Source organism: Syntrophales bacterium (genome assembly GCA_030018935.1).
Lineage (GTDB): Bacteria > Desulfobacterota > Syntrophia > Syntrophales > CG2-30-49-12 > CG2-30-49-12.
Window position 1 is genome coordinate 1 of record JASEGZ010000043.1, and the last position, 18497, is coordinate 18497.

The following is an 18497-nucleotide window of genomic DNA, read 5'->3' on the forward strand; positions in this document are numbered from 1 at the left end:
AAAGCGGACAATTCATTTGCTACAAAAGCGGACAATTCTATTTACTCTTGACAGTCATAGAAAAAAATTTTTCTAAAAAACGCAACTATTCCCCGCCCCGCATCCGTTTATGTGCCTCTGTTAGTACCTCTTCCTGGAGCTTTTCCGGCAAGGGGCTGTAGCGTTCTATCTCCATGGAGTAATTAGCGCGGCCTGCGGAAAGCGAGCGCAGAGTGGTGGCATAGCCGAAGAGTTCCCTCAAAGGCGCCTCCACGGAGATCTTCTGGGAACCCTTGCGGTAGCGGCGCATACTGAGCACCTTGCCGCGGCGGCGATTCAAATCGCCAATGACATCCCCAATATACTCGTCCGGTGTAGCAATTTCCAGCAACATGATCGGCTCTAATAGTTGCGGCCTGGCCCGCTTGAATGCCTCTTTGAAACAGATACTGCCGCAAGTCTGAAACGCGTGATCAGAGCTGTCTACCTCATGATAACTGCCGTCCAGGAGAATGGCACGCACGTCCACCACCTGGTAATCCGCCATGATGCCTTCCCCGATGGTATTTTTGACACCTTTGAGGACTGCCGTAATAAACTCGGCTGGGATACGGCCGCCGGTGACATGGTTAATAAACTCGAACCCGCAACCCCGATTAGGTTCAACCCGCATAACGGTGTGGGCATATTGACCGCGGCCGCCGGTTTGCTTGACGAACTTGTAATCGTACTGGTACTCGCCTGTGATTGTCTCCCGATACTCAACCGAGGGCCGGCCCGCCACTGCCTCGCATTTGAAGTCCGTTTTCAGCCGATCCACGATTATTTCGAGGTGCAGTTCGCCCATGCCGGCGATAACCGTCTCACCCGTACGTTCTACATTCCGCACGGCAAAAGACGGATCCTCCATCGCCATTCTGCGCAATGCCTGGTGGAGATTCTCCTGTTCCTGGCGATTGGGCGTGCTTACCTTAACGCTGATGACCGGATCGGGAACATTAATTGTCTCCAGCAGCATTGGCGCTTCCGGATGGCAGAGTGTATGGCTGGTGTAAGTGTTTTTCAACCCCACCAGGGCCACGATATCACCTGGTCCAACTTCCGGTATTTCTCTGCGGTCCTTGGCATGGATGCGCAGGATACGGCTGATGCGCTCTTTCCTGCCGGTGGTAATGTTCAATACAAATGCGCCTGTTTTCAATACGCCGGAGTATGTCCGGACGAAAGTTTGCTGTCCCACATAGAGGTCGTAAATGATCTTAAAGACGAGTCCCGAGAACGGCTCGTTGGTAGAGGGCTGACGCGAAAGAGTTTTTGCCGGGTCAGTCGGATCCACGCCGACAACTGCCCCTTTGTCTAAGGGACTGGGCAGATAAGTCACAATCGCATCCAGCAGCGGCTGAATACCGATATTCTTGTAGGCCGCGCCGCAGAACGCCGGCGTAACCAGCGAATGCACCACACAATAGCGCGTCACCGCCCGGATCATCGCTTCCGGAATAGCTTTATCCTCGAGGTATAACTCTGCCAACTCATCATTAAATTCGGCGAGTTTTTCTAAAAGTTGCCGATGCCAGCGCTGGGCATCAGCCCGGTACGCGGCCGGGATTTCACCTTCCTGCAACTTACCATCCGTAAAGGTATAGGACTTCATGCGCACCAGATCTATGACGCCAGAGAAATTTTCTTCCGTGCCGATCGGGATCTGATAGGGGACGGCCCTGGCATCCAGGCGGTCGTCCAACTGCTTGAGAACATCGAAAAAATCTGCACCGGGACGGTCCATCTTGTTGACAAAACATATCCGCGGCACCCGGTAACGATCCGCCTGCCCCCAGACGGTCTCACTTTGAGCCTCCACGCCACCGACGGCGCAGAAGACGGCAACAATTCCGTCCAGTACTCTCATCGAGCGTTCTACCTCCATGGTGAAGTCCACATGGCCGGGAGTGTCAATAATATTGACCTGGTGCTCATCCCAATGGCACGTGATGGCAGCCGAGGCGATGGTGATGCCGCGTTCCTGTTCTTGCTTCATGAAGTCCATCGTGGCCTCGCCGTCATGGACCTCTCCCATTGTCCGCGTCGTGCCGGTATAGAACAAAATCCTCTCCGTTACCGTTGTTTTACCGGCGTCAATGTGCGCTACAATCCCGATATTCCGCAATTTGCTAATTCTCATCTTCCATTCCTAATATTGTAAGCATTCAGCTATCAGCGGTCAGCCATCAGCTTTTGGATAAAAGACGTAAGCATCCGCTTCACCTAGAAATTGGGAAATAGAGGGAAACGGTTGTACCCTTGCCGGGAGAGCTTTCAATCTCTACTCTCCCCTGATGTGCCTTCATCAGATGCTTGACAATGGACAAGCCCAGGCCTACACCGCCCAGTTCCCGTGACCGTGTTTTATCCACCCGGTAGAAGCGTTCTCCCAGTCGGGGGATTTCACTCCCCGGTATACCGACACCGGTATCGGCTATTCTTACGACAACAGAACCCCTTCCCTCCTCAACTGCGGTAATTGATATCCTTCCCCCCTCCGGTGTGAATTTGACGGCATTATCCACGATATTCAAAATGACCTGTGCCACCCTGTCTCTGTCGGCCATGATCAGGGGAAGTCCGGCGGGGATGTCATCATGGATGGTGATTTTCTTCTCTCCCGCCTTTGCCTGGACCACGGGGAGGATATTTTTCACCACGTCGGCCACGGAAACACCTTCGGGGTGTAATTGTATCTCTCCCAGTTCGATACTGGAAAGGGTAAGAAGGTCATCTACCAGACGGTTGAGACGTTGGGCGTGTTCAGAGATGATCCGTAAAAATTTTTCTGTCGTGGCCCTATCTTCAATGGCGCCTTCCTCAAGGGTCTCGATGAATCCAATGATAGCCGTAAGTGGTGTTTTAATCTCGTGGGTCACATTGGCAACAAAATCTTCCCGTATCCTCTCTAACTTTTTAAGGCGCGTTACCTCGTGAAAGACCATCATCGTTTTTTCCTCTCCCCCGGAAAGCCCCTGGATGGGGGAGATGTTAACATCTAAGATAATCGGGGATGTTTCTCCTAAGGTAATTTCCTGTAAAACCGGTTCACCTGTCTCCCTAAAACGCTCGAGGGCGTTTTGCAACTCCATATTCCGGAACACTTCGAGGGGTGTTTTATTGATAAGATCAGTGTCCCGGCGGCCGAGGATGTTCATGAGGCCGTTGTTCAGTGCCTCTATGCGGTTGTCACTGTCAAGGATCAGTACCCCTTCTATCATGGCGGTGAAGGCCGACGCCAGTTTTCTCTTCTCTTCATCAGCGGATCTTATCTTTTCCTGTTGCTCCTGAACCAGGTAATTGATGTTTTTCGCCAGTTGTCCGATCTCATCCTTTGACTCGATCAAAAGGGTACCGGCGGTTTCACCGTTGCGTACCTTTTGGGTAAATACATCCACCTTCCGGATAGGTGAGGTAATTTTTCTGGAAAATATCAGAGCGGCAAATAGGGAAAGCAGGGCCATGATAAGGATGGTCTTATAAACAGAGCGGTACAAGTGAGCTGCCGATTTTTTCACCTCAAAGATGGGACAGCCCAGGCGGATGTAGCCCCTTAATGCTGGACCTTCTCTCAGGGGAAGGGCAACGTAGAGCATTTCCCTACCGAAGGTGCGACTGTGGCGTATTGCCTTACCCCGGCCTTTGACCCTTGATTCCTGTATTTCCAAACGGTTTAAGTGATTATCCATGTCTGCTGCGTTTCTCTCCGAGTCTACAATGACCCTGCCCGAGGCATCTATCAGTGTAACCCTTGCCCGTGCAATCCTGGCCAGGGCGAAGGCATTTCTCTCGATTTCTCCCCTGGAAAGGAGGGTCATCGTCTCTGCCTGAGCCATCAAATCTTCCTCGATCCTGCCGATTAGTTCGCCTTTTATCTCCCGGGCGATGAGGAGACCCATAACGGCAATAGCGAGGATCACCACAACGAGATAGCTGCCCAGAATTTTATAGAAGAGACGCATCTTCAACCTATTTATTCCTCGCCTTAAAAGGGGATTCATGTCTCACATTTTTTCCCGTTACCATATATATCACCCGGTCGGCAATGCTTTCCGCATGATCCGAAATCCTCTCGAGATTCTTGGCTATCTGCATAATAAGAAGTGAAGCATGAATTTTCCGGGGATCCTCCAGCATAAAGGTAAGGAGTTCCCGGAAGATCTGTTCGTTGAGTGCATCTATGGATTCATCGTCCCCCCTGACCTTGTTTGCCAGAGCGACATCTTCCTTAACCAGGGCGTCAAGGCTTTCCCTGACCATGCCCCGGGCAATTGCGGCCATCCGGGGAAGGTCAATATAGGGTTTCAGTTGAGGCTCTTCATTTAAGACAATCGCCCTTTCTGCGATATTAACCGCCATATCTCCAATTCTTTCCAGATGTCCATTGATCTTGATCGCCGTGGCGATGAACCTCAAGTCCCTCGCGGCAGGTTGCCTTAAGGCCAGGACGCGGATACACCTCTCTTCGGTTTCCACATCAAGCCGATCAATCTGATCATCCTCTTCAATTACCCTGCGGGCCAGGTCCGAATCTCTCTCCAGAAGGGCATTAATCGCCCTCTCGATCGCCTTTTCTATCATGGCCCCCAGATACAGAAGACTTTCCTTGATCTCCTGGAGTTCCCTTTCGTAATGGGCGCTGGTGTGTTTTTTTTCTTCCATGATGCCCCCTCCTTACTCTCTGAATCATGAGTAGGGGCGAGCGGCCGGTCGCCCTTACTCCCCTGCCATCCATCAACCGAATCTGCCTGTGATGTAGTCCTCCGTCTGCTTCACGTCCGGTTTGGTAAATATCTTTTCTGTAAAGTTATATTCTATTAATCCCCCCAGATAGAAAAAACCTGCCCTATCTGAGACACGGGCTGCCTGCTGCATGTTATGCGTCACAATGATGATCGTGTATTTTTTCTTCAATTCTTCGACCAATTCCTCAATCTTTGCCGTGGAGATGGGATCAAGCGCCGATGTGGGTTCATCCATTAAGAGGACATCAGGGGCCATGGCCAGCGCTCTGGCGATACAGAGGCGCTGTTGCTGCCCTCCGGAAAGCGTCATGGCCGATTTATTCAGGATATCCTTCACCTCATCCCAGAGGACCGCCTGCTTGAGACTCTGCTCAACGAGGGACTCCAAATCATTTCTCTTCTTCACCCCCGAAAGTCTCGGCGCATAGGCAATATTGTTGAATATCGTCTTCGGAAACGGATTCGGTTTCTGGAATACCATGCCGATTCTTCTGCGAACCTCAACAGGATCAACATTGGGGGCATAGATGTCCCTGCCCTCAAAGAGGACCTCCCCCTCTACCCTGGTTCCGGCGATCAGATCATTCATCCGGTTAAGCAATCGCAACAACGACGATTTGCCGCAACCCGATGGGCCAATCAGGGCGGTGATCATGTTCTTTTCAAAATCCATGGTAATATCTGTCAATGCCCTGCATTGACCGTAGTAAAAATTGACATTTCTCAATTTAATAATACTGTTATACTGCACAATTACCACCTTTTCCTCTTTCTCATATAACTCCTGATAACAATGGCCACCAGATCTATGGAAAGAACGAGGGCCACAAGGACCAGCGCCGTTCCGTATTGAATGGGTATCGTTTCCTCAATATGGGTCCCCGCCGTGGCCAGGACATAGATGTGGTAGGGAAGCGCCATCACCTCGTCAAAAATCGAGCTGGGAAGTCTGGCCGTAAAAAACGCCGCGGCGGTAAACATGATCGGCGCCGTTTCCCCTGCTGCCCGGCCGATCCCGAGGATGGAACCTGTAAGTATGCCTGGTATGGCATTGGGCAGAACGATCCGCGAAATTGTATCCCATCTGGACACACCGAGGGCATAGGATGCCTCTCTGAATGTTTGTGGCACGGCCTTCAGGGCTTCCTCCGCCGCCCCGATAATGGTCGGGAGAATCAAAATACCGAGTGTTAATGCCCCGGAGAGGATACAGGATCCGAACCGGAGAAAGACGACAAAAAAACCGAGGCCAAAGAGCCCGAAGACAACGGAGGGGACCCCGGCCAGACAATTCACACCGATACGAACGACCCTTACCATCAGACCCTGTTTCGCATATTCTGACAGATAGATAGCCGAGGCAATTCCGAGAGGGATGGCAACCGTAATCGCCCCCAACGTCAGATAGAGGGTACCCAGGATTGCGGGCATAATCCCGCCTTTCGTCATGGATTCCCTGGGAGGAAGAGTGAGAAAGTCCCAGTTGATGACCCCGATGCCATTTACAAATATATGAAAAAGTATACCCCCGAGGGAGAGGATAATAATCAGTACAGACAGGCGAACAACGGCGAAGAAAAGGGTCTGCTTGAAATATCGCCAGCGCATCTGTGTTCCTGTCGAAAAAATCTTAATTCGCACTGGAAACATACCTATACGACTTATGACTTATGACTTACGACATACGACATACGACTACAGTGTAGCGGAACCCACCTCCCTGAACTTATGGGAAAGGTAATCGGCAATCAGATTAAAGATCATCGTCATGAAGAACAGGACGATACCAATGGCGAAAAGGGCATGGTAGTGTCCACTCCCGAAAGGCGCCTCTCCCATCTCTGCGGCAATACTTGCCGGCATTGGCCTTACGGAATCGAAGATGCTCTCGGGAACGGCGGCCGCTCCACCGGCTACCATCAGGACAACCATTGTTTCACCGATGGCCCTCGCCATTCCGAGAATCACCGCCGTGGAAATGCCCGACAGGGCTGCCGGTATCGTGACATTCACGATGGTTTCAAACTTCGTCGCCCCCAGGGCATAAGAAGCCTCTTTAAACTCCCGTGGCACAGCATAAAGGGCATCCTCTGAAATGCTTGAGATAGTGGGAATAGCCATCACGGCGAGCATCAGGGAGGCGCTTATGATATTCAAACCTGTCGGCAGATCAAAGGTCTCCTGGAGCCAGGGGGCCACAACGACCATCCCGAAGAAACCTAAAACAACGGAAGGGAGTCCCGCCAGCAGTTCGATAACCGGTTTCAGGATCTCGGCAATGGCGTCAGAAGCAATTTCAGAGACATAAACGGCAGAGAGGATACCGAGAGGGATAGCTATCAGGGAGGCAAAGAACGTAACCGCAAGAGAACCAACTAACAGGGGCCATATCCCGTATTCAGGCGGGTCGTAGGTGGGATACCATTCGGTGCCGAAGAGAAAGTCGGCAACGGAAACCTCTTTGAAGATGGGGAGACCTTCACGGAAAAGGAAGGCAACGATAAGTCCCAGGGCCAACATGGAGGCCAGGGCAAAGATGAAAAAGGTAAGCCTGATCTTTTCTTCCCTTCGTTGTCTGGTCATTGGCATTTACCGCTTCTTTATAGGTACAAAACCTTCCCTTTGCACGATCTTCTGCCCCTCTTCGCCCAAAAGGAATTTAATAAAACTACCAGCTTCACCGGAAGGCCGGCCATTGGTGAACATAAAGAGTGGCCTGACGATCGGATACGCCCCGGAGAGGGCCGTTTCTGCAGACGCCTGAATCCCGTTTACCGTAAGGGCCTTAACCCTTTTGTTTAGATAACCGATTCCTATATAGCCCATGGCATACCTGTTTTTTGAAACCGCCTGAACAATGGCGCCACTGGATGCCTGTAACTGGGCCCTCGGTGTCACCCTGGCGCCGTGGAGAACCTTTTCCCCCCAGGTTTCATAGGTGCCTGAACTCGAGTCCCTGGAAATTACCATAATTTTCAGATCCTTTCCACCCACTTCTCGCCAGTTCGTAATCTTTCCCTGATAGACGAGACTCAATTGCTCGGCGGTAAGGTTCTTTACCGGATTTGTCGGATGGACAACGGGAACAATCGCATCAATGGCAACCCGGTGAGCAACAGGATTAACCCCTCTTGATCTTGCCAGTTTGACTTCCTCTTCCTTGATATCCCTTGAGGAGGTTGCAATATCCGTTGACCGGTCAATCAGGGCCTTGATACCTTCACCGGAGCCACCACCGGAGAGGGAGATATTCATGCCGGGATGGAGCTTCATATAGGCCTCAGCCGCTGCCTGAGTTACCGGCAGAACCGTTGTTGATCCTTTGATGACAATGGTCTGACCGGCAGAGGTCAGGTTCCCGCTCCACAACAGGATACACACAAGATTTAACATCAATAACTTTGCACCCTTTACCATTTTTCTTGCCTCCTTCTGTTTTTTGTGCGGAGGATACGGAAGAATTGTTACCATTTGATGACAAAACCGTCAAGATCATGTGAAGTATGGCGGCAGGAAGACCTCGGGAGCTTGCTTTTAGGTAGAGCAAGTATGGGTTATGGGCTGCTTACGTATCAGTGAGAAGGTGGCCATGAAATATGGGGAGTTTCACTTTTCCTTGACCCTGAATCAATTCCGTTGTAATATTATAAATAAGGCACCTCCTTAAGAGACCTTTGAAAATTGACTTTACAAGGGCTCAAAATCTTTTGACGATTATGCATCATTTAGTTTTGCTGCCAGGGCAAAACTCAGGCTTCGCCTTCAAACAGTTGCCCTGGCGGGCGCTTCGCTGCGATGGCATGGCAGTTAGCAGATGAATTGGCACTCTTGGTATATAAGGCTACGAAAGAATTTCCAAAGAGTGAGATTTGGGGTTTGACATCTCAGATGGGAAGAGCTGCTGTATCAGTGCCAGCAAATATAGTAGAGGGCTCAGCCAGAGGGTTAATTTCCTATATAGAAAAGTCTGGCGTCTAAAGTCTGAAGTCCAGTGTCTGAATTGCAGATATTGTACGCCATTTCGCCCGGCGTGAAAGTATTGAGACAAGGGGCAGATACTAATGATCAGGGAAGCTATTGAAAAGGTTGTAAACAATGAAAACATGAGAGAACCTGAGATGATGGAGGTAATGGGTGAAATCATGGAGGGAAAGGCCACCCCTGCCCAGATTGCATCCTTTATCACTGCCCTCAGGATCAAAGGGGAGACGATTGAAGAGGTTACCGGTGCGGTAAGGATCATGAGGCAGAAGGCGACAAGGATCAATGCCAGCTCGTCGGTTATCGTGGACACCTGTGGAACGGGAGGGGACGGAAAGAATACCTTTAATGTCTCGACGACAGCAGCCTTTGTGGTTGCGGCGGCGGGCCTCACTGTGGCAAAACATGGCAACCGGGCGGTCAGCAGCGGGTGCGGAAGCGCCGATGTCCTGGAGTCTCTTGGAGTTAACATCAACGCGGGACCGGAAATCGTGGAAGAATGTATCCAGCAGGTCGGGATCGGTTTTCTCTTTGCCTCCCAGCTCCACGGGGCCATGAAATATGCCATCGGTCCGCGAAGAGAGATCGGTATCAGGACAATATTTAACATGTTAGGCCCCCTGACCAATCCCGCCGGCGCTACGTCACAGCTCATCGGCGTCTATGATGGCAAGCTAACCGAGATGTTTGCCGGAGTTCTGAGAAATCTGGGAACGAAGAGGGCCTTTGTAGTCCACGGCTCTGACGGCCTCGATGAGGCCACCGTGACGGGTGAGACCCGTGTCTCGGAATTGAAGGACAGTCTGATTACCGCCTATAATATCGCCCCGGTCGAGATATTTGGAGAGACATATAGCGGTGAGGAGCTTCAGGGGGGAGACGCCTCGACCAATGCCAGAATAACAGAGGAGATCCTTACCGGGAAGGATGGCGCCCGCCGGAAGATCGTTCTCCTCAATGCCGCTCTGGCCATCATGGCAGGGGAAAAGGCCGCCTCCATCAAGGAGGGAATTACGATTGCGGAGGATTGTATTGACAGTGGCGCCGCCTTCGAAAAACTCCAGGCGCTGATTAAATTGAGTAACAATGTATGATGCTCTCGTAAAAAGTCAGGAATGACGCAGGAAAGGTAAAAACATGCAGGTAGCTTTACCGGACAGATACGGACATTTTGGAACCTTTGGGGGCCGCTACGCCGCCGAGACACTGATGCCTGCCCTCCTTGAACTGGAAGACGTCTATCTCAAGGCACGAAAGGATAAGGCATTCAGGGAAGAGCTTGCCTCTTATCTCCATGAATATGCGGGGAGAGAAACGCCTCTCTATTATGCGAAGCGTCTCACCGAGAAAGTGGGGGGGGCGAAAATCTATCTGAAACGGGAAGATTTGAGCCACACAGGTTCGCACAAGATCAACAACACCCTCGGTCAGGCGCTGCTTGCCAGACGGATGGGAAAAGGGAGGGTGATCGCCGAAACGGGCGCCGGCCAGCACGGTGTGGCTACAGCCACGGTCGCCGCGCTTTTCGGGATGGAATGCGCCGTATTTATGGGTGAGGAAGATATACGGAGACAGGCCCCTAACGTCTTTCGGATGAAGATCCTCGGGGCCGAGGTTGTGCCGGTCGCCTCCGGGACAGCGACCCTCAAGGATGCCATGAACGAGGCGATGCGCCACTGGGTGTCACGGGTCAGAGATACCTTTTACGTCATCGGTTCGACGGCAGGTCCCCATCCCTATCCGATGATGGTCCGGGATTTTCAGAGTATCATCGGTAAAGAGACGAAGAGGCAGATTTTAAAAAAGGAGGGGAGACTTCCCGATATCCTGATTGCCTGTGTGGGTGGGGGGAGCAACGCCCTGGGGCTTTTTTATCCCTTCAAGGACATTTCAGGGGTTGCCATGATCGGGGTAGAGGCTGCGGGAAAGGGGATTTCCACGGGAATGCATGCGGCCAGCATTTCGGCAGGGAGTATCGGTGTTCTCCACGGGAATAAGACCTACCTCCTTCAGGATGGGGACGGCCAGGTGCGCGATGCCTATTCCATCGCCGCTGGACTCGATTACCCTGGCGTTGGACCGGAACACAGTTACTTTCGCGCCACGGGGAGAGCTACGTATGTAACAATAGATGACAAGGAAGCCGTTGATGCCTTTTTGTGCCTTTCCGAATATGAGGGGATCATCCCCGCCATGGAAAGCGCCCACGCCGTGGCCTACGCCATGAAGATGGCCCCGACCCTGGGAAGGGATAAGATTATCGTCATCAACCTCTCCGGCAGGGGAGACAAAGATGCGGCTATTATTGCTGAGAAGATCGAGGTACGTTGATGATTGAGGGGCAAAGGCTTGAGAGGCACAAAGGCACAAAGGCACAAAGGGCTATTATCGCCGAGAAAACCGAGGTGCGCTGATCATGGGACGGATTGAGACCAGGTTCAATGAATTGAGCAAGAGGGGGGAGAAGGCCTTAGTCGTTTATCTGACGGCAGGGGATCCAAGTCTCCCGAAAACCGAGGAGTTGATCCTTGCCCTGGATAAGGCCGGTGTGGATGTCCTTGAAATCGGCGTTCCTTTTTCAGATCCCACAGCCGATGGCCCCATCATTGCCGCTGCCAGCCAGAGGGCCCTGAGGGGGGGGGTAACCCTCCACGGTATCCTTGACATGATTGAAAGAGTGAGAAAAATCTCCGAGATCCCCATTGTTCTCTTTGGTTATTACAACCCTATTTTTATTTATGGGAACGAGAGATTTGCAAAAAGGGCAAAGGCATCAGGTGTGGATGGTATCTTAGTTGTTGACCTCCCTCCCGAAGAAGCCGCCGAATTGAGGCAATACACCGACCCAGTGGGGATTGACTTCATTTCCCTCATCGCCCCGACAAGTGGTGAGGAACGGATCGGGAAGATCTCAAAGCATGCCACGGGATTTCTCTACTACATCTCAATTACAGGGGTGACGGGAACAAAAAAACCCCTGCTTGATGACATTAAAAGGAACATGGAGAGGATAAGAGGAATAACTCCACTGCCTGTCGTCGTCGGCTTCGGTATCTCCACGCCCCAGCAGTCCGCGGAGATCGCTCCCTATGCCGATGGCATCGTCATTGGGAGCGCCTTTGTCCGGATGATCGAGGAGAACAGCGGAAAAGATAACCTAATTCCTCTCATTTCCCGCTATGCCGTAGATATAAAGAAATCCCTAGTCAACCAGGAAACTGAAATAAATCTTTCTTCTGTCAGTAACTATTCAGGTAGGCTTGAGAGTCACAGCGCTTAGCAGTTCAATCAGAAAGTTAAGCAGCAAATAGGCAAGACGTGGGGACAGATTTCAAATCTGTCCCCAATGCCCGAGTAGTTAGATATTTTCATCACTATTCAGAAAGAGGAGGTGCACAGAGATGGCAAAAATACCGGAGGATGTAAAAAAAGCTATTGCAGAAATCAAACCGGCTCTCGTAGCCACAGCCGATAAGGACGGATTGCCCAATGTTTCACCGAAGGGTTCGTTTCGTGTCCTTGATGATGAGCATGTGGTGTTTGCCGATTTGAGATCACCACGTACCATCACTAATCTCAAGGAAAATCCCAGGGTAGCGGTTATTGGTCTTGATCCTCTCTCACGGAAAGGCTGGCGTATCTGGGGACAGGCTGAGATACTGACTGAAGGGGCAATTTTTGACAGTTTTAGCCAGGAGTATGCATCTAAGGGTAAAGTGAACCATGTGGTGAAACTGAAATGTGAGAAAGCTGTAGCATTTTAAGCTAGGAGATGAAGAGGGGGCAGGTAGGGCATCTGCCCCACAGATTCGTCTCTCAATCAGTTAACCATACAGGGAAGTGTCAGTTGATGGTAAAAGTTATCAGCAGCACCGTTGTGGGTATAGATTCTTATCCTGTTGATGTGGAGGTGGATATATCTGCCGGTCTCCCTCGATTTTCAACGGTGGGGCTGCCCGATGTGGCGGTCAGGGAGAGTAAGGACCGGATCAAGGCAGCAATAAAAAATTCCGGCTATCGCTTTCCCAGAAATCACGTTACCGTAAATCTTGCCCCGGCGGATATCAAAAAGGAGGGCACCGGTTTTGACCTGCCCATTGCTGTGGGTATCCTGACGGTAGAAGGAATTATCAAACCTGATGTCCTGCCGGAGTATATCTTAATGGGAGAGTTGTCCCTCGATGGCAGGATTAAGGGTGTCCATGGCGTCATTTCCGCGGCTTTTCAGGCGAAGGAAATGGGGATAAGGGGCATTATCGTGCCGGCAGAAAACGCCCTCGAGGCCGCCATGGTGGAGGCTATTGCTGTTATTCCCGTCAATACGTTACCCGATGTCGTCGAATTTTTCAATGGGACGAAAGAGATAGAACCCCTGAAGGTGGATAGAGCAGATATCTTCAAGAGGAGTCTTCGTTATCCCTTTGACTTCGATGAGACACGTGGACAGGATCAGGCAAAAAGGGCACTGGAGGTTGCGGCGGCGGGAGGTCATAATATCATCATGGTCGGGCCTCCCGGCTCCGGGAAGACCATGCTGGCCCAGCGACTCTCTACCATACTTCCTGAACTCTCCTTTGAGGAAGCCATTGAAACCACAAAGATATTTTCCATTGCCGGCCTGCTGAATAAGAGAGAAGCCCTGTTGGGGACGAGGCCCTTTCGGGCTCCGCACCATACGATCTCGGATGCCGGGCTTGTAGGGGGAGGGCACATCCCCAAACCCGGGGAGATCAGCCTCGCCCATCACGGTGTCTTGTTTCTCGATGAGTTGCCGGAATTCAAGAAAAATGTCCTCGAGGCACTGAGGCAACCCTTAGAGAACGGCTATGTTACGATTGCGAGGTCTTCTATGGCAGCCACTTATCCGGCGAGGTTTATGCTGGTGGCAGCAATGAACCCCTGTCCCTGTGGTTACTATGGTGATCCCCACAGGGACTGCCGGTGTTCTCCTCAACAGATTCACCAGTATCAGGCAAGGATCTCAGGACCTCTCTTAGACAGAATAGATATCCACATTGAGGTGCCATCTATTAGATACAGGGACCTTGTGGGGAGAAATGTGGGGGAGTCATCCGACATCATCAAAGAAAGGATTGTCAGGGCAAGAGCGGTACAGGTGAAGAGATTCGACGGTCAGGATACCCTGTTAAATGCACGGATGTCTGACAAACAGATCAAGGAATATTGCGTCATTGATGAAGATTCCCGGAGGCTGATTGAGATGGCCATTGATAGGCTCGGATTTAGCGCCCGTGCCTACACGAGGATATTGAAAGTTGCCCGAACCATTGCGGATATCGAAGGGGAAAGAGATGTCCGCTCCTGTCACGTCGCCGAGGCCATCCAGTACAGAAACCTTGATAGGAGGATGATTTAGTAGTAAAAAGAAAAATGCTTTAATGACTAGGGGGATGTATCCATGGAAATCAAGATTGTTCAGGTTCCACCGGGGAAAGGGAAGGCAAAACCAACCGATGAGTCCAAGCTGGGGTTTGGAAGAATATTTACCGACCATTTTTTTACGATGAAGTATCACCATGACGGAGGGTGGTATGATGCCATGATAGAGCCTTACCGTCCGTTATCCCTTGAACCCACAGCCATGTGTTTCCATTATGGACAGGAAATCTTTGAGGGGCTGAAGGCTTATCGGGGAAGGGACGGCTCTATCTTGCTCTTCAGGCCCTCTGAAAACATTAAACGGATGAATGCCTCCGCAAAAAGGCTCTGCATGCCTACCCTCGATAGCGACCTGTTTATGGAGGCCATGAAAAAACTGGTACTCATGGAACGGGACTGGATACCTCACGGCAGGGGGACATCCCTCTATATCCGTCCCACGATGATTGCCACGGAGAGATCCCTCGGTGTACACCCCTCTGATGAATATCTGTTTTTTATCGTTGTGGGGCCTGTGGGTGCATACTATTCAGAAGGTTTCAACCCCACAAAGATATACGTGAGTGAGGAGTATGTCCGGTCCGCACCAGGGGGGACAGGGTACTGTAAGGCAGCGGGCAATTATGCCGCCAGCCTCTATGCGAGCAGATTAGCCGCAGAAATGGGATATACGCAGGTGCTGTGGCTCGATGCCATCGAAAGGAAGTATGTCGAGGAGGTGGGAACCAGCAACATTTTTTTCGTCATTGGCGATGAATTGATCACTCCCCCTCTTACGGGGACGATCCTTCCTGGTGTGACCCGTGATTCGGTCATCCAGATTGCCCGAAGCTGGGGGATCCCTGTTCTGGAAAGACCGTTGACGATGGATGAAATCCTGTCTGCATCCGCCGGGGGAAAGTTGAAGGAAGTCTTTGCCTCCGGGACGGCGGCGATCGTTTCTCCCATCGGCCAGATCTGTTATCAGGGGAAGGTACACATCATCGGCCAGGGGAAGACAGGCCCCCTGACCGAAAGATTGTACAACGAGATACTGGAGATTCAATATGGGGAAAAGGAGGATCCCTTTAACTGGAGGGTCAAAATATCAGACTGAAGCTCCAACCGGATAAAGCGGAGAAGTGACTAAAGTGAACTAAAGTGTGAAGTGACTAAAGCTTTTAATTTTCCTGTAACTTTAGGCATTTTAGCTCACTCCAAACTTCACACTCATCTTGATACAGGTACTTGGCATTGAAATCCACAGAGATGTGGAAAGGATTGTTGATAGGTATGTTGATAACTATGATAAGTATTCAATTGTCCCAATTTTATACCAAATTGCATAAGGTTTAGGCAAAAAATAAACTCAATAATTACGATAAGATATATAACAATTGTTTAAGTTCCATTGGTTGGGGATCTTATCCTGTGAAGATATAAACATTCATGAAAAAAATATGCCATTCCTTACTGGCCATGAAAAATGTTGAAAAATGGAAACAAAAGATTTTTGTTATTGGTATCTCTGTGATTTTGTGGTTGGGCCTTTTTCCCGTCCTGCCGGCACTGGCAAAATCACTGCTTCTTTCAGAATTGATTGCTAAGACGCAGGAAAGCTATGAAAAAACGGAAGACTTAAAGGCGAAGTTTGTTCAGGAAGTAACTATCAAATCTATGGATAAAACGGAGCGGGAAGAGGGGTTCTTTTATTTCAAAAAACCGATAAGCATGTCCTGGGATTACGTAAAACCAAAAGCAAAAAGACTCGTACTCAACCGAGAAAAGGCATATTTGTATATTCCGGCAGACCATGCTGTGTACGTCCAGGATGTGGAAAGTATCTTCAAATCAAGCCCGACGATCAAGTTCTTCTCCGGCCTTGGCAAACTCCAGGATGACTTTCAGATAAACTTTTCCCAGCCTGACCCTTGCGACAGAGACGGGAACTACCTCCTTACCCTGGTTCCCAGAAATTCCGCTTACGGGATACAGAGGCTTTCCCTGACAATTGACAGAGACAATTTCCAGCTTCTCCGGTGCAGCTTTACGGACATCTATGGGAATGCTACGTGTATCCGATTCAGGGACATCAAGGTAAACAATAAACTCTCCGATAAGCTGTTCACCTTTAAACCGCCGCCAGGGGTTGAGGTCGTCAATATGCCGTGACTAAAAATTGCCAAAGGAGGGGGTGAGCGATGAAGACAGAGAGAGTGTCTGTGTTGCGTGCCAAAATTGAAAAAGTCTTCGATTTACCTCAAAAAGAAGCCCTGGATTTAGAGTGGCTTGAAACTAATGGCCGGGGGGGATACGCATCCAGTACCATCCTGAACTGTCATACCAGGAGGTACCACGGCCTCCTGGTGGCAAATCTCAAAGATCCCCCGGGCAGGCATGTCCTTCTTTCGAAGTTTGAGGATTCCCTTCGCATTAAGGGTAACGAATTCTTCCTCTCGTGTCATCAGTATCCCGGTGCATTCTTTCCCCAGAACGGGGACATTATCAAGGAATTTAGATTAGCATCCTACCCTGAGTTTACCTACCAACTAAGTGAGATATGTATTCATAAGTCTATCATGCTGGTTTATGGTGAAGATCGTGTTCTTATCAGGTATGATTGCGGAAATTGTCCCGGAGGGGTTCTTCGCCTGAAACCATTTCTTGCTTACCGGGGATACCATACGCTCTCCAGGCAAAACCTGTTTCTTCATGTCAAGACGTACGGCGTAAAAAATGGATTCAAGATCCAACTGTATGATGGCATGCCGCCTCTATACGTGCAAACCAGCGTCAAGTCGCAATTTTTTCCTTCTCCTGTGTGGTACAACAACTTTGTATACTCGTTTGAAAGGGAACGTGGTTATGACTGGCTTGAGGATCTGTTCCAACCGGGCGTTCTTGAGATACCCATAAAAAGAGGGAGTGTCGTCATTGTCTCCGCCTCTCTAAATATCCCCCAGAGACAGCTGAAAAGGATATGGACGGCTGAAGAGACAAGACGGGCTCGCGAGACCTCCATCAATGAAATGATCGTAAACCGTTTTGGACAGGAGGATAGGCCTTATCTCAGGGACCTTATTATTGCCGGTCAGCAGTTTATGATTAAGACACCGACGATGCGTCCAGCAATCATTGCCGGATATCACTGGTTCGGTGAGTGGGGGCGGGATACACTCATTTCCCTGCCAGGGCTAACATTCTGTTGCGGCCGGACAGAGGAAGGTATCGCTATCCTGACCTCCCTTGGAGAGTTTGAGAGGGACGGCCTCCTGCCCAATTATCTGTCCGCAGATGAGAAGGAAAATGCCTATAACTCTGTGGATGCCTCTCTCTGGTACTTCTGGGCTGTTCAACAGATGCTCAAGTACACCGATGATATCGAGACGATCAGGAGCGGGATGTGGCCGGTGATGAAAAGAATTCTCAGGCATTTCATGGCTGGCACTGTATTTAACATCTATATGAGTGATAACGGCCTGCTCCATGCCGGAGGCGGTGATACATGTTGTCTTACCTGGATGGATACGGTGGTGGGAGGGAAACCTGTCGTCGTGAGAGGCGGGTATCCGGTGGAAATCAATGCCCTCTGGTACAATGCCACTTGTTTTGCCGGTGAACTTGCAGAGAGGTTTGGGGAAGACGAATTTCCTTTCTCTGATCTCATTCCTAAGATCCAACAGTCATTCCATGATACTTTCTGGATAGAAAGTGAAGGGTATCTGGGAGATGTATTCTCTAACGGTTCTCTGGACCGCGCGGTACGACCGAATCAGATCTTAGCCGTCTCCCTCCCCTATTCGCCGCTTACCCCCTCCCACCAGGTCCAGGTAGTCAATAAGGTCAAAGATCACCTCCTCACACCTTGCGGACTGAGGACACTCTCACCTGAAGACGGACAATATATGGGGAGATATGGTGGTGATACCCTTTCCAGGGATATGGCCTATCATCAGGGAACCGTATGGCCGTGGCTCCTGGCACATTTTGGTGATGCCTATCTTAAGGTTGCCGGAGATAAAGCCGCGGCAAAGGCGTTTCTCCTCAACTATCTCCGGTTATTTCTGAGTCAACATCTGGCAGAGGCCGGTATAGGCTGCATCCCAGAAATCTTTGACGGAGACCCCCCTCACCGGCCAAATGGGTGCATTTCCCAGGCATGGAGCACCGCCGAACTGATCAGGTTGTACTCACTTTTGACGGAAACATCTTAATCCTAAAACTGGCCATTGCATCCATAACTGATTGATAACATTAGAAATAGTTTTTCGCATGGGTGAATGGTAAATTTGGTAACGTAATGAATATTAAAAAGGTGCAGGCAAAAGATATCAAAAGATTGGTAACAAAACAACTGAAGAAGGAGTTTCC

General features: G+C 50.4%; 16 protein-coding genes. 9 read left to right on the forward strand and 7 right to left on the reverse strand.

Annotation, left to right across the window (positions count from 1 at the left end; genetic code table 11):
* Positions 1-85: 85 nt before the first annotated feature.
* From fusA to QMD03_08145, 7 genes are all read right to left on the reverse strand, one after another.
* On the reverse strand, positions 86-2161 hold the full coding sequence (gene fusA, locus QMD03_08115; protein MDI6777183.1) for an elongation factor G: 2076 nt from the start codon (positions 2159-2161) through the stop codon (positions 86-88).
* Positions 2162-2240: 79 nt separating this feature from the next.
* Positions 2241-3983: an ATP-binding protein gene (locus tag QMD03_08120; protein ID MDI6777184.1), complete on the reverse strand. Its 1743-nt coding sequence runs from the start codon at positions 3981-3983 to the stop codon at positions 2241-2243.
* A gap of 7 nt (positions 3984-3990) precedes the next feature.
* Positions 3991-4683 carry a phosphate signaling complex protein PhoU gene (gene phoU, locus QMD03_08125; protein MDI6777185.1) on the reverse strand — a complete coding sequence of 231 codons (693 nt, stop codon included), beginning with the start codon at positions 4681-4683 and terminating at the stop codon, positions 3991-3993.
* Positions 4684-4755: 72 nt separating this feature from the next.
* Positions 4756-5526 (reverse strand): phosphate ABC transporter ATP-binding protein PstB, encoded by a 771-nt coding sequence (gene pstB, locus QMD03_08130; GenBank protein ID MDI6777186.1) that lies wholly within the window; start codon positions 5524-5526, stop codon positions 4756-4758.
* Positions 5520-6407 carry a phosphate ABC transporter permease PstA gene (pstA, locus tag QMD03_08135; GenBank protein ID MDI6777187.1) on the reverse strand — a complete coding sequence of 296 codons (888 nt, stop codon included), beginning with the start codon at positions 6405-6407 and terminating at the stop codon, positions 5520-5522. Before pstA ends, pstB begins: the two co-directional genes overlap by 7 nt.
* Positions 6408-6461: 54 nt before the next feature.
* Positions 6462-7355 (reverse strand): phosphate ABC transporter permease subunit PstC, encoded by an 894-nt coding sequence (gene pstC, locus QMD03_08140; GenBank protein ID MDI6777188.1) that lies wholly within the window; start codon positions 7353-7355, stop codon positions 6462-6464.
* Positions 7356-8183, reverse strand: coding sequence for a PstS family phosphate ABC transporter substrate-binding protein (locus QMD03_08145; GenBank protein MDI6777189.1), 828 nt, complete (start codon positions 8181-8183; stop codon positions 7356-7358).
* Positions 8184-8561: 378 nt separating this feature from the next.
* Between QMD03_08145 and QMD03_08150 the strand changes: the two genes are divergently transcribed.
* From QMD03_08150 to QMD03_08190, 9 genes are all read left to right on the forward strand, one after another.
* Positions 8562-8744: a four helix bundle protein gene (locus QMD03_08150; GenBank protein ID MDI6777190.1), complete on the forward strand. Its 183-nt coding sequence runs from the start codon at positions 8562-8564 to the stop codon at positions 8742-8744.
* A gap of 83 nt (positions 8745-8827) precedes the next feature.
* Positions 8828-9841, forward strand: coding sequence for an anthranilate phosphoribosyltransferase (gene trpD / locus QMD03_08155; GenBank protein MDI6777191.1), 1014 nt, complete (start codon positions 8828-8830; stop codon positions 9839-9841).
* A 43-nt stretch (positions 9842-9884) separates the two neighbouring features.
* On the forward strand, positions 9885-11078 hold the full coding sequence (trpB, locus tag QMD03_08160; protein MDI6777192.1) for a tryptophan synthase subunit beta: 1194 nt from the start codon (positions 9885-9887) through the stop codon (positions 11076-11078).
* An 85-nt stretch (positions 11079-11163) separates the two neighbouring features.
* The gene (trpA, locus tag QMD03_08165) at positions 11164-12027 is read left to right on the forward strand and encodes a tryptophan synthase subunit alpha (GenBank protein MDI6777193.1); all 864 of its coding nucleotides are present in this window, start codon (positions 11164-11166) and stop codon (positions 12025-12027) included.
* Between the two features lie 121 nt (positions 12028-12148).
* The gene (locus QMD03_08170; GenBank protein ID MDI6777194.1) at positions 12149-12511 is read left to right on the forward strand and encodes a pyridoxamine 5'-phosphate oxidase family protein; all 363 of its coding nucleotides are present in this window, start codon (positions 12149-12151) and stop codon (positions 12509-12511) included.
* Positions 12512-12597: 86 nt separating this feature from the next.
* Positions 12598-14124, forward strand: a complete 1527-nt coding sequence (locus QMD03_08175) for a YifB family Mg chelatase-like AAA ATPase (GenBank protein ID MDI6777195.1) — start codon at positions 12598-12600, stop codon at positions 14122-14124.
* A 42-nt stretch (positions 14125-14166) separates the two neighbouring features.
* Complete coding sequence (locus tag QMD03_08180) at positions 14167-15243, forward strand: branched-chain amino acid aminotransferase (GenBank protein MDI6777196.1); 1077 nt, start codon at positions 14167-14169, stop codon at positions 15241-15243.
* Between the two features lie 332 nt (positions 15244-15575).
* Positions 15576-16298: an outer membrane lipoprotein carrier protein LolA gene (locus QMD03_08185; protein MDI6777197.1), complete on the forward strand. Its 723-nt coding sequence runs from the start codon at positions 15576-15578 to the stop codon at positions 16296-16298.
* 29 nt (positions 16299-16327) lie between these two features.
* Positions 16328-18340, forward strand: a complete 2013-nt coding sequence (locus tag QMD03_08190) for an amylo-alpha-1,6-glucosidase (protein ID MDI6777198.1) — start codon at positions 16328-16330, stop codon at positions 18338-18340.
* Positions 18341-18497 lie beyond the last annotated feature (157 nt).

Coding starts and splice junctions, on each gene's coding strand:
- QMD03_08120 (MDI6777184.1), bottom strand. CDS start 3,983: ATGCGTCTCTTCTATAAAATTCTGGGCAGCTATCTCGTTGTGGTGATC.
- phoU (MDI6777185.1), bottom strand. CDS start 4,683: ATGGAAGAAAAAAAACACACCAGCGCCCATTACGAAAGGGAACTCCAG.
- QMD03_08145 (MDI6777189.1), bottom strand. CDS start 8,183: ATGGTAAAGGGTGCAAAGTTATTGATGTTAAATCTTGTGTGTATCCTG.
- trpA (MDI6777193.1), top strand. CDS start 11,164: ATGGGACGGATTGAGACCAGGTTCAATGAATTGAGCAAGAGGGGGGAG.
- trpB (MDI6777192.1), top strand. CDS start 9,885: ATGCAGGTAGCTTTACCGGACAGATACGGACATTTTGGAACCTTTGGG.
- QMD03_08150 (MDI6777190.1), top strand. CDS start 8,562: ATGGCATGGCAGTTAGCAGATGAATTGGCACTCTTGGTATATAAGGCT.
- trpD (MDI6777191.1), top strand. CDS start 8,828: ATGATCAGGGAAGCTATTGAAAAGGTTGTAAACAATGAAAACATGAGA.
- fusA (MDI6777183.1), bottom strand. CDS start 2,161: ATGAGAATTAGCAAATTGCGGAATATCGGGATTGTAGCGCACATTGAC.
- QMD03_08170 (MDI6777194.1), top strand. CDS start 12,149: ATGGCAAAAATACCGGAGGATGTAAAAAAAGCTATTGCAGAAATCAAA.
- QMD03_08175 (MDI6777195.1), top strand. CDS start 12,598: ATGGTAAAAGTTATCAGCAGCACCGTTGTGGGTATAGATTCTTATCCT.
- QMD03_08190 (MDI6777198.1), top strand. CDS start 16,328: ATGAAGACAGAGAGAGTGTCTGTGTTGCGTGCCAAAATTGAAAAAGTC.
- QMD03_08180 (MDI6777196.1), top strand. CDS start 14,167: ATGGAAATCAAGATTGTTCAGGTTCCACCGGGGAAAGGGAAGGCAAAA.
- QMD03_08185 (MDI6777197.1), top strand. CDS start 15,576: ATGAAAAAAATATGCCATTCCTTACTGGCCATGAAAAATGTTGAAAAA.
- pstC (MDI6777188.1), bottom strand. CDS start 7,355: ATGCCAATGACCAGACAACGAAGGGAAGAAAAGATCAGGCTTACCTTT.